General features: G+C 44.8%; 11 protein-coding genes and 1 pseudogene. 4 read left to right on the forward strand and 8 right to left on the reverse strand.

Annotated features, from left to right (window positions below):
- The first annotated feature begins 189 nt into the window (after window positions 1-189).
- From AB6D06_RS13345 to AB6D06_RS13355, 3 genes are all read left to right on the forward strand, one after another.
- On the forward strand, window positions 190-612 hold the full coding sequence (locus tag AB6D06_RS13345; RefSeq protein WP_017063967.1) for a universal stress protein: 423 nt from the start codon (window positions 190-192) through the stop codon (window positions 610-612).
- A 293-nt stretch (window positions 613-905) separates the two neighbouring features.
- Window positions 906-2,477: a cryptochrome/photolyase family protein gene (locus tag AB6D06_RS13350; RefSeq protein ID WP_372110469.1), complete on the forward strand. Its 1,572-nt coding sequence runs from the start codon at window positions 906-908 to the stop codon at window positions 2,475-2,477.
- Window positions 2,477-3,217: an SDR family oxidoreductase gene (locus tag AB6D06_RS13355; protein ID WP_372106268.1), complete on the forward strand. Its 741-nt coding sequence runs from the start codon at window positions 2,477-2,479 to the stop codon at window positions 3,215-3,217. The genes AB6D06_RS13350 and AB6D06_RS13355 overlap by 1 nt, the downstream gene beginning before the upstream one ends.
- A 147-nt stretch (window positions 3,218-3,364) precedes the next feature.
- Here AB6D06_RS13355 and AB6D06_RS13360 read toward each other — a convergent pair whose 3' ends face one another.
- The 7 genes and pseudogenes from AB6D06_RS13360 to AB6D06_RS13390 all read right to left on the reverse strand — a co-directional run bounded on the left by AB6D06_RS13360 (window position 3,365) and on the right by AB6D06_RS13390 (window position 11,375).
- Complete coding sequence (locus AB6D06_RS13360) at window positions 3,365-4,249, reverse strand: PA4780 family RIO1-like protein kinase (RefSeq protein WP_372110471.1); 885 nt, start codon at window positions 4,247-4,249, stop codon at window positions 3,365-3,367.
- A 160-nt stretch (window positions 4,250-4,409) separates the two neighbouring features.
- On the reverse strand, window positions 4,410-4,544 hold the full coding sequence (locus tag AB6D06_RS13365) for a DUF2256 domain-containing protein (RefSeq protein ID WP_081324519.1): 135 nt from the start codon (window positions 4,542-4,544) through the stop codon (window positions 4,410-4,412).
- 336 nt (window positions 4,545-4,880) lie between these two features.
- On the reverse strand, window positions 4,881-8,597 hold the full coding sequence (locus tag AB6D06_RS13370) for an SbcC/MukB-like Walker B domain-containing protein (protein ID WP_372110473.1): 3,717 nt from the start codon (window positions 8,595-8,597) through the stop codon (window positions 4,881-4,883).
- A gap of 4 nt (window positions 8,598-8,601) precedes the next feature.
- Entirely contained in the window at window positions 8,602-9,855 is a 1,254-nt protein-coding gene (gene sbcD, locus AB6D06_RS13375) for an exonuclease subunit SbcD (RefSeq protein ID WP_017059194.1), read from the reverse strand.
- 213 nt (window positions 9,856-10,068) lie between these two features.
- Window positions 10,069-10,226 (reverse strand): annotated as a pseudogene (locus AB6D06_RS13380) (porin family protein); the annotation flags it as partial.
- 13 nt (window positions 10,227-10,239) lie between these two features.
- On the reverse strand, window positions 10,240-10,836 hold the full coding sequence (locus tag AB6D06_RS13385) for a LysE/ArgO family amino acid transporter (protein ID WP_017059193.1): 597 nt from the start codon (window positions 10,834-10,836) through the stop codon (window positions 10,240-10,242).
- A gap of 14 nt (window positions 10,837-10,850) precedes the next feature.
- Window positions 10,851-11,375: a GNAT family N-acetyltransferase gene (locus AB6D06_RS13390; protein WP_017059192.1), complete on the reverse strand. Its 525-nt coding sequence runs from the start codon at window positions 11,373-11,375 to the stop codon at window positions 10,851-10,853.
- Between the two features lie 459 nt (window positions 11,376-11,834).
- Here AB6D06_RS13390 and AB6D06_RS13395 point away from each other — a divergent pair, with 459 nt between their 5' ends.
- Window positions 11,835-12,578, forward strand: coding sequence for a class I SAM-dependent methyltransferase (locus AB6D06_RS13395; protein WP_029235856.1), 744 nt, complete (start codon window positions 11,835-11,837; stop codon window positions 12,576-12,578).
- A gap of 129 nt (window positions 12,579-12,707) precedes the next feature.
- On the opposite strand, the gene AB6D06_RS13400 is transcribed toward AB6D06_RS13395, so the two are convergent.
- Window positions 12,708-14,753 (reverse strand): TonB-dependent receptor domain-containing protein, encoded by a 2,046-nt coding sequence (locus AB6D06_RS13400; RefSeq protein WP_229647289.1) that lies wholly within the window; start codon window positions 14,751-14,753, stop codon window positions 12,708-12,710.
- Between the last annotated feature and the right edge of the window lie 77 nt (window positions 14,754-14,830).

The following is a 14,830-nucleotide window of genomic DNA, read 5'->3' on the forward strand; positions in this document are numbered from 1 at the left end:
CAGCATAAGCTAGCGCTTCAACCACTATATCAACCTTTTGTAAATTTCTTACCAATCAAAGCGATATAAATACGATAGTGCTTAGAAGAACATTGAATGATGATTTTACGGAATATGAGATCTCTTCGATATCATTTGCGTCAACAGAAACTATGCTTGTTACATAACTCACAACAAGAGGCTTTAATTATGGATTACCGACATATTCTGGTCGCACTTGAACTGTCTGACGACACCAAGATTCTCATTGATAGAGCGACCTTCTTCGCTGATAAACTGGAGGCTGGCATTTCATTTGTTTATATCGATGGTACGCATGGAGAAATTTATCCAGAGCTCGTTGATATTCAGGGAAATGACGGTGATTTACCCATCAATGAAGATGCCGTTAAGCATTTGAAAGAGTTTGAAGCCTACGCCAAGCACCCAATCAAGCACATTTTCGTGGGAACGGGTGATTTGAACGATAAGCTCAAAAATGCCATCGAAGCCAACGGCGTTGACCTATTGCTATGCGGCCATCACCATGATTTTTGGCATAAGCTCATCTCCCATTCTAAACAGATCATCGATACTTCCCCTATCGATATTCTCGTTGTTCCAATGGAATAGAAGCTCCAGTTCGACACTCAAAAATAACCGGCATTGCCAACCTCTATCGGTATTATTGGTTGGCTTGATATCCTCTTCAACACACTCATCCTGATCGAAATCTCCTATTTCCCACTTAGAGTAGTCATTTGTGATCTTGTCAGCCTATCAACTCGTAAGCGTCTAATAATTAACAAATCACGTCATTTCGATTTGAATCAACGTACTGAAATGTACGACCCAGACCATGCCTTCATCAATCAATGGACAGGCGGTAACGCAGTCACAACAAGCCTCACAAACCAGGACGCATTATGAAATTTAAAACGGTACGACTTGTATTAGGTGACCAACTCAACATTGAGCATTCATGGTTTAGACAGGTTAACGATGACGTTATTTACATCATTGCTGAGCTAAAACAAGAAACAGATTATGTTGCCTCTCACGTTCAAAAAGTGGCCGCGTTTTTCTGTGCGATGGGTTACTTCGCTAACGAACTCAAAGAACAAGGTCATCAAGTACTCCACCTTACTCTTGACGACACAACGCAATTTGAAAACCTAGACACACTTTTAAAGCACTATGTACACGAATTCGGCGCAGAGAAATTCGAATATCAAAGGCCAGATGAATATCGCCTCTTAGAGCAGATGAACAAGCTCAAGCTGACCAATGCGACCAAAGGTTGTTGTGATACAGAACACTTCCTCTTTCCATTCGAGGAGATAGAACAACAGTTTCCAAAAGACAAACACATCATGATGGAACACTTCTATCGCCGAATGAGAAAACGTTTCGACATTTTGCTAGAAGACGGAAAGCCCGTTGGCGGCAAATGGAATTACGACGCGAACAATCGAAAGAAACTCAAGAAACAAGACATCGAAAACCTACCTCAGCCGCTGATGTTTACCAATGATATAACCGACATTTTGCAACGTATCGAACGTCACCAAGTACAAACCATTGGTCAAGTCGGTAACCAGTTACTATGGCCGGTGAACCGCGCACAAAGCTTGTCTCTACTCGCTCATTTCTGCCAAGTCTGCTTGCCGTTATTTGGGCAGTTTCAAGATGCGATGACGACAGAGCACGACTCTAAATGGAGCTTGTATCATAGCCGTATATCGTTCTCGCTGAACAGTAAACTGCTGAGCCCTAAAGAAGTGATTGATGCAGCACTGTCGGCCTACCAAGCATCCTGTCTTCGAGACAGCTCACCAGATAAGCCAAGCATCGATATTGCACAGGTCGAAGGATTTGTACGCCAAATACTGGGGTGGCGAGAGTACATACGCGCCGTCTATTGGGCAAACATGCCTGCTTACGCCAACAAAAACCATTACTCAGCACATAATAACCTGCCCCATTACTTTTGGGACGGACAAACCAAGATGAACTGCATGAAGCATGCGATTGACCAGTCTCTTGAGTTTGCTTACGCGCACCACATCCAAAGGTTAATGATCACTGGCAACTTCTGTTTAATCACGGGTATAGACCCTGACCAAGTCGATAGTTGGTACCTCGGTATTTACGTCGACGCGATTGAGTGGGTTGAAATGCCAAATACGCGAGGTATGGCACTGTTTGCGGATGGCGGGATCGTAGGAACCAAACCATACTCTGCCAGCGGTTCCTATATCAACCGCATGAGTGACTACTGCAAAGGCTGTCACTACAAGATAAAAGAACGCAGCGGCGAGCAATCTTGCCCTTTCAATAGCTTGTATTGGCGCTTTATGGACCAGCACCGCGATGCGTTAAACCGCAACGCACGTATGGGCATGTTATATCGCTCTTGGGACAACATGGATGAGCAATCACAACAAGCGATTCTCGATACTGCTGAACAACGAATCACAAACTTGGAGAACTTATAATGGTGGAGCAACTCAGATTACACATATTGGTGGTCGGTGGGAGCGGCGGTATTGGTTTCGCTGTGGTTAAACACCTATTATCTGAGCTCTCTCGGTTTGATTTTCTTGATGTGCATGTAGACGCGACTTACCACTCTCAACAGCCGGAACTAGAAAACAATCGCTTGACCTGGCACAAAGTCGACGCCACCGACGAAGCTGATATCAAGCGTTTGAGTTCTGAGTTTGAACAACTTGATTGGTTGATCAACTGCGTGGGTATGCTCCACACTCCAGATCTTGGACCGGAGAAAAACTTGTCGTCCATCGACCCTGATTTTTTCCTCAAAAACATCTCTGTGAATACCCTGCCCAGCTTGTTATTAGCAAAACACTTCACGCCGATACTTAAAGCGAGCGACAATCCAAAGTTTGCTGTGGTATCCGCAAAGGTTGGCAGTATTTCAGACAACAGATTAGGCGGTTGGTATAGCTACCGCTCATCGAAAGCAGCCCTAAATATGTTCATCAAAACCATGTCGATCGAATGGCAACGCACCATTAAGAAAGGCACCGTGTTGGCTCTGCACCCGGGCACGACAGACACAGCTCTGTCGAAGCCTTTTCAGACCAATGTCCCTGAAGGTAAGTTGTTTGAGTCAAGCTATGTCGCCCATCAGTTGGTCGATATTATTCGCACTGCCACACCGGATAACAGTGGGCACTTCTACGCTTACGATGGTGAACAGTTAAATTGGTAGTTGATACGAGTGTCCGTCTTTCATTAGTGCTAAAAAAGAAAACCCAACAGAGTTGAAGCTCCATTGGGTTTTTATTTAGAAAGAACGCCTCTGTTTTAAAAGGCGTTTGGTTGATATCTAGCTAAAGATCAAAACTGATCATCACGATTATTCAGCCCAATTGAACTTAGTATCGTCAACACCTTCTTTCTCTTCTTTAGCTCGCTCGCGTCGATGTTGTTCTTCAATTCGCGCAGCGTCTATCTCTTGCATGATGGCTTCGATATCAGCCAAGTCGTCGGTTTCCGTAAACTCACCCGTCAGTTTGCTGTCTGGCTTCAAGTCGCCTTTCTCGTACAGCGCCCACATTTCCTTGGCATACTCGGTTTTTGCCAGTTCAGGAGCAAACTGAGCGTAATAGTCACGGATGTTATTGATGTCACGAGCCAGCATCCACTCAGCGTTGTTGTTAGCCGAAGCGTCAACCGCTTGTGGTAGGTCGATAATTACTGGACCGTACTCATCCACCAATACGTTGAACTCAGACAAGTCACCATGGATCAAACCAACACACAGCATTTTAACTACGTAAGTCATCATCACGGCGTGGTCTTCGATCGCTTGCTCTGCTGGCATCACCACATCGTTCAAACGTGGTGCAACGTAACCCTCATCGTCAGTGACCAGCTCCATAAGCAGTACGCCATCAAAGCAACCATAAGGGACAGGCACACGAACACCCGCTTCTGCCAGTTTATATAAGGCATCCACTTCAGCACTTTGCCAAACCTTTTCTTGTTGTTCACGACCAAAGCCAGAGCCTTTTTCCATCGCTCGAGCGCGGCGGCTATTTCGGACTTTTCGGCCTTCACGATACGCGGTCGCTTTTTTGAAGCTGCGTTGGCTTATTTCCTTATATACCTTGGCACAACGGATCGTATCGCCGCAGCGCACAATGTACACCGATGCTTCTTTGCCACTCATGAGTTGGCTTGTCACCTCGTCGACTAAACCGTCGTCAACTAAAGGCTGTATTCTTTTAGGTATCTTCATGCCGCCTTTATACATCACTTATCTTACAGATAGAAATATTAACTTGAGAAATGAATGACGAAACGATTAAAGGATCATCAAAATTACGACAAAGGAAGGAAATATTGGAGTTAACGGGTTTAGATCATGAGTATTGACCTGATCTATTCAGATTATGGGACTAAGACTTATTACGACGACAACGTTCAGAACAGTAGATCACGTCATCCCAACAGCGCTGCCATTTTTTACGCCATGCGAAAGGCTTTTGGCAAACAGGACATATCTTAGTCGGTAAATGGGGTTTCTTGTGCATGGCCGTTCCCTTCTTGAAGCATCCACTTCCTGCGTTTACTAGAGATTCCCTATTACGCTCGTACCTCGCTTTAGGGAATGACGAAGGTAATGCGAACAAATCTAGATTCCCTATTACGTTCGTACCTCGCTTTAGAGAATGACGAAGGCAATACGAACAAAGCCTAGTTCTCTATGACGTTCGTTCCTGACTTTAAGGAGTGACTGCGTAGTGATTTGTGACTACTCCCGACTCCGTCATCCTCGAGAAGGAGGAACGACTGAGTCGGGGATCTGCTTCATCTAGCTCTGTTTCTATTTCTGCGCAGATAAATTTAGCAAGAACCAAAGTAACAACCTAAGCGACAACCTTGTACTGCTTCTCCATCTCACTCACACCTAAGCCAGAGTGTTTTGTCACTTTAAGCTGAACGGGCACTCGCTCTTTCAGTGCTTCAACGTGGCTAATGACACCGATCATCTTGCCTGATGCATTCAAGTTATCTAACGCGTTAAGGGCAATGTCCAATGTGTCACTATCCAACGTGCCGAAACCTTCATCTAAGAACAGAGAATCAATACTGGTTTTGTAGCTCACAAGATCAGATAGCGCTAATGCCAACGCCAAGCTCACCAAGAAGCTTTCGCCACCTGATAAAGTCTTTGTATCACGCATCACATCGCCCTGCCATGTGTCGAGCACTTGCAGTTCTAAACCATCGTCGGCTTTACGTTTAAGCTCGTAACGACCATGCAAACGTTGTAGCTGCTTGTTCGCAAGGTACACCAAGTTTTCCAATGTTAAACCTTGGGCAAACTTACGGAACTTGTCGCCGTTCTTAGAGCCAATAAGTGAGTTCAAACGAGAGATATCATCAAACTCGACTTGTTGCTCATCAATTTGCTTAAACAGATCTTGCTGATTACTGCGGTTCTGGCTATCCGTTTCAAGATTGGCAGAAATTGCACCGATCTTGGTCGCATGGCTTTGCTGTGCGTTTTGACACTCAGTAGTCGCTTCTTCAACTTGCTGTTGGTCTTGCTCTTGCCATGCTTTCGCATTTTCGTGATTTAGTAGATCCACTTGTGTCGCTTTGGCGGCGTTCAACCTAGCTTGCGCACTGACAATCGCTTCGTCTAAAGACTTCTTCAGGCTTTGAAGTTGAGTTCTAACCTCTTCATCTAACAACGCTGCTTCAAAATTAGCCTCATCTTCGAACGGGCTAGTTTTCAGCGCTTCTAACCAAGCATTCGACGCTTGTGTGTAGCTCGATTGCTTACTGACTAACTCGTCCGAGAAACCAGTGTGTTTGGTTTGCTCGGTTCGATGTTCAAGTTCGCTGCGGTTAAGCACTAACTGCGCGGCATCAAATGCATTTACTGCTTCAGTGACTCTTTGCTTCATCGCATTGCTGGTGGCTTGAATGTCTTTGTCACCAAACAACTCTGTTCTTTCAGCCGTTACACGAGTGAGTTCTGACACTAAAGACTCACTCTGTTGCGTCAGTGTCGCGAGCTCTTTCTCAACACTGCTTAGCTTGTCGTCTAACGTTTTCAATTCGGCATTTTGAGTAATCAGTTGCTTCTCAATATCGGCCTGTTGCTGTTTGGTTTGCTGCCATGTGCTTGATGCTTGCGATTTCGCAGTAAACCAATCATCGATATGCTCAAGTTCAGGTGCTTCGATAGAAGTTTGAACAATGCTCTCTTTCAAAGCGTTCCATTGCTGCTCTTTCGCTTGAGTTATCTGAGTCACTTGTTCGTTTGCGACTTGGTTTTGCTTATTCAGATCCGCTAAGCGCTGCTCAGCTAACTCTAAATTAGACTGCGCTTTATCAGCTTCGACACTCGCAGACAGGCGTTTTTTTTCAACTTCAGAAAAATGTGCTTTGGCATCAACTAACGCTTTGAGCTGCTGAATGGTGTAATTTAATTGCTGCTCATACTGCTCGGTGAAATAAACCACTGCCGCTTCATTACCTAAATCATCATTGGTTAGCAGCGCTAGTTCCGGATCTGCATCGTCGAAGCCAATTAAGCTCTGTTGAAGCTTGCCGACAACGCCTTGCCAATTCAGTTGAGCTTGTTGAATGTCCGCTTGCGCACGTTGAATGTCATCGTTAAGCGCCACAATCACAAGGGTAAGAGAATCTAACTGCTGACGATGCTCTTGGCCTTCTTTCTGAATCGCTGCTAATTCTTGTTCCTCAAGCTCTTTCTGGGCATTCAAATCCTTCGAACTTTGTGATTGTTCGATCGCATGGTCTGTTGAACCACACAATGGACAATCCATACCTGGCTTCAATGACGCTCGGTATTTCGCAAGGTCACCTTCTTGATCAATTAAGCGAACTAAACGTTCAAGTGAGGTCTTTTTTTCTTGGTATCGCAGAAGCAACACTTCACGCTCTTTCGAAAGCTTGTCGACCAACTGGGTGTTGGTTTGATGTGCCTGTGTTTTTGCGTGCAGCTGTTGTTGGGCATTTAGGAAACCACGATTGATCTCGAGTAATGAGTGCGTATTGCGATTCCAAAACTCCAACAGATCTTTTTGCGAATTCAACACTTGCTCGCTAGTGTTGCCTTGCAAGGCTTCCCACTGTTGCTTTGCACTACTCTCGAGAACAACCAATTCAGCTAAAGTTTTATCTTGCGTTGCTTTAGCATCTTGCGCGGATTTGATGATCGTTTGCTGTGCATCAACTGCAGACAAAGCTTGCTTCGCTGAATTCAACTGCTCTGAATGCTGGCGCTCTAGAGTACGAACTTGCTCGACCTTTGCTTGCCACTGACCTAGGTATTTTTCCAGATGTTGGTCAGCTTGATGCGTATTTAGGTACTCAGTGCTGAGTTTATCTTGTTGCTTCAGTGCATCTGTTTTTTGGACTAAAACAATCTGTTGATTACGCTGCTGCGTATGTTGCTCGTTAAGCGTATTCGCTGCACTAACGGCCGCAGTTTGCTTATCTTTGAGTACGGCAATTTGGTTATCTAACGGGCGAACCTGCTCGATGATCTTCTCTTGATCCTGCTGTTCGGCTTTTACCTGTTCGACAATCGCACTGCTTTGAGTCAGTTTAGTTTGCGCGTCTTGCATTTCTGCATCACGAACGGCAAGTAACTTGGTGCTGTTATCTAGGTGAGCTTGAGTAGTGTTCACCTCTTGTTCGCAACGCTTTAAATCTTTGTGTACTGGACGCAGCTTTTCAGCCGGCTCACTGTTTGCCAAGCGCTCTAGTGACGGTTGGTTACGGTCTAGTTCATCTTGAGCGGTTTTCAGATCGAGCTCACTGGCCGCAATAGTTTGCTCAGCTTTGGTCACGTCTTTCCACCAGCTAAGATGCACTTGCCACTCTTTTAATTGCTCGGCTAAACGCTTCTGCTCTACTTCTAGCGTTTCACGCTCTGCGGTCAGCTCTTTGATTTGCTCTTCAGACAGTAAGCTCACACCTTCAGCTTTCGCTTTAAGTTGATTAAGCGACTCTTCACTCGACTTAAAATGATCGTAGATACGCTCTGAAATCAGGCTATAAACTTCTGTTCCCGTCAGCTCTTCAAGTAGCTCTGCACGGTCGTTAGCATTGGCATTTAAGAACGCCGCAAACTCACCCTGAGACAACATGATGGATTTAGTGAAGCGTGAGAAATCGAGGCCCGTGACCTGCTCCACCAACTTGATCTTCTTAGTGAGCATGGTCTCTAACACTTTATCTGTGTCGGCATCTGCAAATTCACAGGTCGGCGTTTGCAGTGCGCCATCATGTTTGCCACGTGCGCGCTTTTGGTGGAAGTTAGAGCGGTACGTTTTACCCTGCACTTCAAATTCAAGCTCAGCAAAGCACTCGCCCATACCACGAGTCATTAATTCATTATTACCTTTAGCAATGCTTTTCAAACGCGGTGTGCGATGGAAAAGTGCCAAGCAAATCGCATCAAGAATGGTGGTTTTACCCGCCCCAGTTGGACCAGTAATTGCGAACAGACCGTTTTCTGCAAACGGCGATTGGGTAAAATCGAGCTTCCAGCGCCCTTTCAAAGAGTTCAGGTTTTCAAATTCTAGGCTTAAAATCTTCATACGATTACTCTTCTACTTTATTGGGCGCTTGAGCGCTTTCAGACACTTCGACCATCACTTGTTTGAACTTCACCGTCATGCGCTCTAAACGCGCTTTTTCAGAATCGGTTTCAAACTCTTCTAAGGCAATACGCTTCGTAAACACGTCCATCGGGCTCAGTTCAGATAAGGTCTCTGCCGACTCTTGCTCTAATGCTTGATTACGACGCTCTCTTGCTCGGCGCAGTTGAAGTACTTCCACATTCAATCCTTCGGTCAGTGCGCGCATACGTTCTTGTAGATCCGACAAGTAATCTTGCGCTTGCACTTCTATCGATAACCATACGCTTTGGTCGCTATCTAAACCTATGTATTGGTTAAGCTGAGATTCGATCTCGCTCAAGTCGCCTTTGATTTCAGCTAGAGGTTGGAATGTGGGAACAGGCAGTTGAGAAATGGTGCGCTCACCTTCAACAAACTCAACCACACACACTTGTTTTTGAGACTTAAGTTCATCAAAACTTAGTGGGATTGGAGAGCCTGAATAACGAATGTATTCACGCTTTGCCACCACTTGTGGGCGGTGGATATGACCAAGTGCAATATAGTCTGCGTCTGGGAAGCCATCAGCGGCAAAACCATCAAGGTTGCCGACATAGATATCACGTACCGAATCCGATTGTTGAACACCCATCGCAGTTAAGTGGCCGGTAGCGATGATCGGCATGTGCTCGCTGTTTGCAAACGTCGCGCGCTTAGCAACCGCCGCATCATAAACACTTTGATAATGCTGTTTGATTGCATCGCCGAGTTGCTTCTGACGCTCAACGCCAGTGACACCCGCCTGGCTCATCAACACATCGCGAGGGCGAATAAAAGGAATGGCACAAACCAGCGCTTCTACATCGCCGTTCTTACCTTTTAGTTCGACAACCTGAGTCGCATGATCTTCATTGGTGTTCGGAATTACGTCTGCGCCCATGTACTTCAGTAATTGCTGTGTCTCCTTCAACACAGACACCGAGTCATGGTTACCACCTAATAACACCAACTGGCAACCGATCTTGTTCGAATCGACCACAAACTTGTTATACATCTCACGAGCGTAACTCGGCGGTGTACTGGTATCGAAAATGTCGCCAGCAACAATGATCGCGTCGATGTCGTGCTCTGTAACTTGCTCAAGTAACCATTGTAAAAACCGTTCATGTTCATTCTTACGGCTTTTATTGTAGAAGTTTTGGCCAAGGTGCCAATCGGACGTGTGAAGAATCTTCATTGCTGCTCACTGGAAGTCGGTAATACCTTTAATCTACCAAAATAGTCGAGATAATTCCCTTTTATAAGCTTGTGAAAACCAACTAATTTCAGGCTTTGGACCAACTCCGCCCATAGCGTGACCAATCGTTATTTTTGACATAAAAAAACCGCTCAACGTTAGAGCGGTTTTAGGTGTCCATAGCTTTAGCTTTAAGCTATTTCACAGAGGTCGTCAAAAATTGTACGAAGCGCCCAGAGTTACTGTGCTAAACGCTACATCACGGCTTTCGGGCCGAAGAATTCGATATTTACTGCATCTGCTTGTGAGATTAAACGTAAGGTTAGGCTTTCTACTGGCGTGTATTCAACACCTATACCAAAATGGAAGCCTAATTACGCGCAGCTAGACAATCAAAGATATTGCAATAGATGCCATGATCACGCCAACGACAAATTCCAACACCTTCCACGCTCTCGGGTTCTTAAACATTGGAGCCAAGAAGCGAGCGCCATATCCAAGTGAAAAGAAGAACACGAATGACGCCGATACCGCCCCAGCGCCAAACAACATTTGATCCGGTTGATATTGAGTTGAGATAGACCCCAGCAATACCACAGTATCCAAATACACATGCGGGTTAAGCCAAGTGAACGCCAAACACATCGCAATCGCTTTGGTTAATGAGTCTTTAGTTTCTGCCGTGGCTTCTAAGGCGTGGTTTTCGGTAAATGCTGATCGGAAGCTTAAGAATGAATAGACACCCAAAAAGATAGCGCCACCATAACGGGCGAACTGCTCAATTTGTGGGAACTGCTTAACGATTGCGCCAAAGCCCGTCACGCCAAAGCTAATCAGTAAGGCGTCAGAAATGGCACATACAGCACAAACTGCCAATACGTGTTGGTTCTTAAGCCCTTGCTTTAAAACAAACGCATTTTGAGAGCCAATCGCAAGAATCAGCGAAAGGCCAAGGGAGAAACCTGCAAAGTAAGTCGACATCTAAGGCTAGTCTCTTAACGCAACTCAATACTCATAAACTGGCTGTGCGGGTCTAACACATAATCAGCAAAGGGTTCACAGTATCCGAAGCCAAACTTTTCATACAGGTTACGCGCAGCCTTAAAGTAGTCTTCTGAGCCGGTCTCTAAACTGATTGTTTGATACTGGCGGGCGGTTGCTGTATCCAATACGTGCTGTAAAAGTTGGCTCGCAACACCTGACTTTCGAGCAAACTGTGAGGTTCTCATCGATTTGAGTTCAGCGTGTTGGGTATTTAGCTCTTTAATGGCAACACACCCAAGTAGTTGGCTGTCTTTCCAAGCACTGAAAAAAGTAATCTCTGGTGACTTGAGCCCATCTAGATCCAGTGCATGAACGCTTTCGGCTGGCGAAGTGGCGTACATATCAGCGAGGTGCTCTTCAAGTAATTCAATGACTTCCCCACCCGACAAGTCATCCACCTTAATTTCTATTGAAGCACTGCTTTCCAATGCTGTTCTATTTTCCATTGAACCCTGTGCATTTATTGCTGATGTCATTGTTTCAACTCTCCTTGTTTAGTTCGCTTATTTAGCTTGAGTGATTTGGTTTTTATCAACAGCCCACTTTCCTGAATTGTTTCCTTTTCAAGAACTCGGTTTGAATCAGTAAAATTACTGATTAATCATAAAATTATAAATGTCACACTGGGTTTACCTAGATACCATATTTTTCCTATCTCGTCTCGTGATAAAAGCGTTCCGCAAAGCCCGTATGGTCGCTGCATTGAGGGAGCAACACCTGTTTTAGTTAACGAATAAGTAGTCAGGGCAAAGTGAATAGCGATGACACGCGTACTGATGTTGTTGGCAGCTTAAACATCCCTTTAAACGGTCTCATTTAAAACGACCATAAGTTAGAAAATAAAACGCTTTCATTGATCGAATATTTGATTGCGATTTTCCAATTTCGGTATATGATGCGCCACCCTAATTTTTCAGCTTATGCTGCAGGCAAATATGTCCGCCAACGCACTCTATACCGACCTATCCGGTTACTATGATTTAATGTGTGTAGATATTGACTACCAAGCGCAAAGTAACTGCGTACGTAGACTCCATCAAATCTTTGGAAATGAAGGAAAAACACACCTCGACTTAGCTTGTGGCACTGGCCCACACGTTCGTCATTTTATTGATTTCGGTTACCAAAGCGGTGGCCTAGATCTTAACAAGCCGATGTTAGATATCGCAGAAGTTCGCTGCCCGGAAGCCAAGTTCTCAGTACAAAACATGAGTAACTTTGAGGTCACGGAACCACTCGATCTTATCACTTGCTTCCTGTATTCCATCCATTACAACGATGGCCTTGAGAAGCTTAAAGAGTGTATTGAAAGTGTGCATCGTGCGTTAAAGCCAGAAGGTATTTTCTGTTTTAACGTGGTTGATAAAGACAAGATCAGCAACGACCTGTTTGTTAGACACACAACAAACCAAGACAAAGACGATTTCACGTTCCGTTCTGGTTGGTATTACTCTGGTCAGGGTGATAAGCAAGCGCTAAAGCTTAGCATCGAAAAGACGACTGCTGGTGAAACTCAAGTGTGGAATGATGAACACCCAATGGTGGCATTCTCGTTTAAAGAGTTAATCGAGATATTGAAGCCCTACTTCGAGGTTAATATCTTCGAGCACGATTACGACAAGCTGATTCCTTGGGATACTCAGTCCGGTAATGCGCTGATCACATGTGTCAAAATCTAGATTAATAGATAAACGGCAAATTAAACCAAATCTATAGATCAAAAAAGAACCCACACTCGCCATTCTCCTTTTAGAGCATCAGCCAGTGTGGGTTCTTTTGTATCAAGCTATCAGTTACTGAACTCTAAATTAGAAGTCCGCTGTCATACCTACGTAGTAAGTACGTGGCTCTTCAACATAGCCCATGCTCTCTAGCTCTTGTGATACAGCTTCGTCAGTTAAGTTCGTGATACCTGCACGTAGTCGTACTGAAGCATTCACGTTGTAGACAGCACCTAGGTTCAGCGTTGTGTAAGCGTCTTGAGTTAGATCGCTTTCGATCTGACGTTCACCACGGTAACGCGCACTCACGAAAGTACTTAGATCGTAAGTTGGGCTCCAGTTCAGTTTAACTAAACCCGAATGCTTGTAACGCTCAAGTAATTCGTCACCAGTAGACTTATCTTCAGTGTCTAAGAATGTGTAATTACCAGACACACCCCATTCATCAGTAATTTGGAATTGGCCTGTAAGCTCAGCACCTTGAACTACAGCCTCTGATACGTTTGTATAAGTACGCTTACCATTCACATAGCCAGTTGAGCTTGAACTATCAGCGCAACCTTTACCCGATTCAAACACTCCGCCGTTCTCACAATAGGTTTCATCACGATCAATTAGGTCGTTGATTTCATTTCGGAATAAGGCACCTTCAACATTCCAACGAGGTTGGCTATAAATCGCAGCGATCTCATAGTTCAAGCTGGTTTCGGGCTTAAGATCTTCATTACCATGTAAATCACATACGCCTTTACAGCTATTAACTGTGTAGTCTGTCTGATTTTGAGTCAATGTTGGTGCTTTAAATGCTTTACCCACACCACCCTTGATGATCAGGTCATTCGTTGTTTGATGAACCAAGTACACACGTGGGCTGAACTCTTCACCGTACAGTTCATGCTTATCTAAACGACCACCAATGGTTGCCGTTAGTTGATCCGTCATTAACCATTGGTCTTGAACAAATAACGCACCTTGATAAGCTTCAGATGTACCATTGACTAAGTTTTCTTTGTTGGTTAATTCACTCAACTGGTAGTCCATACCAAACGTTACGGTGTGACTATCACCAAGATAAGTGGTCGCCGAAGCTTCAACAATTTGAGTCAGCTCTTCGATGTCACTGCTATAGTTAGTATCTGAGTCCGCAGCATCATTATCTGTCACATTTTCACGTGAATAACGTACTTGCGTGTCACCCCAGCTCCAAAAACCACTATGTGTGATCGCTTGGCTCTGACGTACAACACGTGTGTCAGACTCAATCACAGATGATACGTTTTCCGCAGATGACTCACGTTCGTCGTCACTGTAACCAAAATCGAAATCAATGGTTTGGTTGTCTGTTGCATTCCATGTCAGGCTCGCGAGTAAGCTTAATGTCTCTCTTTCTTCTAACGCAGTAATGTCTGAACGATCGTAACCAGAGCTATGCATACCAGAATAGGGTTGCCAAGCATCACGGCTAGTTTGGTTAACAGATAGGCGAGCAAACAACTCGTCTTCAATCAACGCACCAGATGTCGTGAAGCCCATCGAATACTCTTCCCCTCCATCACCATCAAGTGGAGATGAAGTGTCCATGCTCAGTGTAGAGCTCCAATCGTTTTCTGGAGCCTTAGTGATGATGTTGATTGTACCGCCCATACCATCTGAACCGTAAAGTGCAGACATTGGGCCACGGATTATTTCAACACGTTCGATCGAATCAGCAGGAATCGTTGATAGGTCGAAGTCGTTACCACGGATGATGGCACTTGCAGAGCTTAAACGACGACCGTTCACCATGATAAGAGTGTAATCTGAATCCATACCACGAATAGAGATCATCTGACGGCCAGCACGTGTGCTATCAAAATCAGACTCAACACTCGTTGATTCGGCAACGATGTCTGCCAAGGTAATACCAGGGCTGTCTTCGATGTCTTGCGCGGTGATAACCGACATTGAAGCTGGTGCTTGTTTTAGTGCCATCTCGGTACGAGTTGCCGTAACAACCATTTGCTCATCTGTTGCTTGCGCTTCTTCTTGCGCCAACACGTTAGCTGAAAGTGAGGTACAAATAACAGCGACTGCGATCGAAAGGGGTTTACGAACCAAAAGAGGTTTGCGAATCAAAAGAGATCTCTCAGACATGATATTCATTCTTATATGTGATTGGTAATGATAATGGTTTGCATTAAACAACCAACTACCACTCTTATCAACGAAAG

It is taken from the genome of Vibrio sp. 10N.239.311.G01 (genome assembly GCF_041465805.1).
Taxonomy (GTDB): Bacteria; Pseudomonadota; Gammaproteobacteria; order Enterobacterales; family Vibrionaceae; genus Vibrio; species Vibrio crassostreae_C.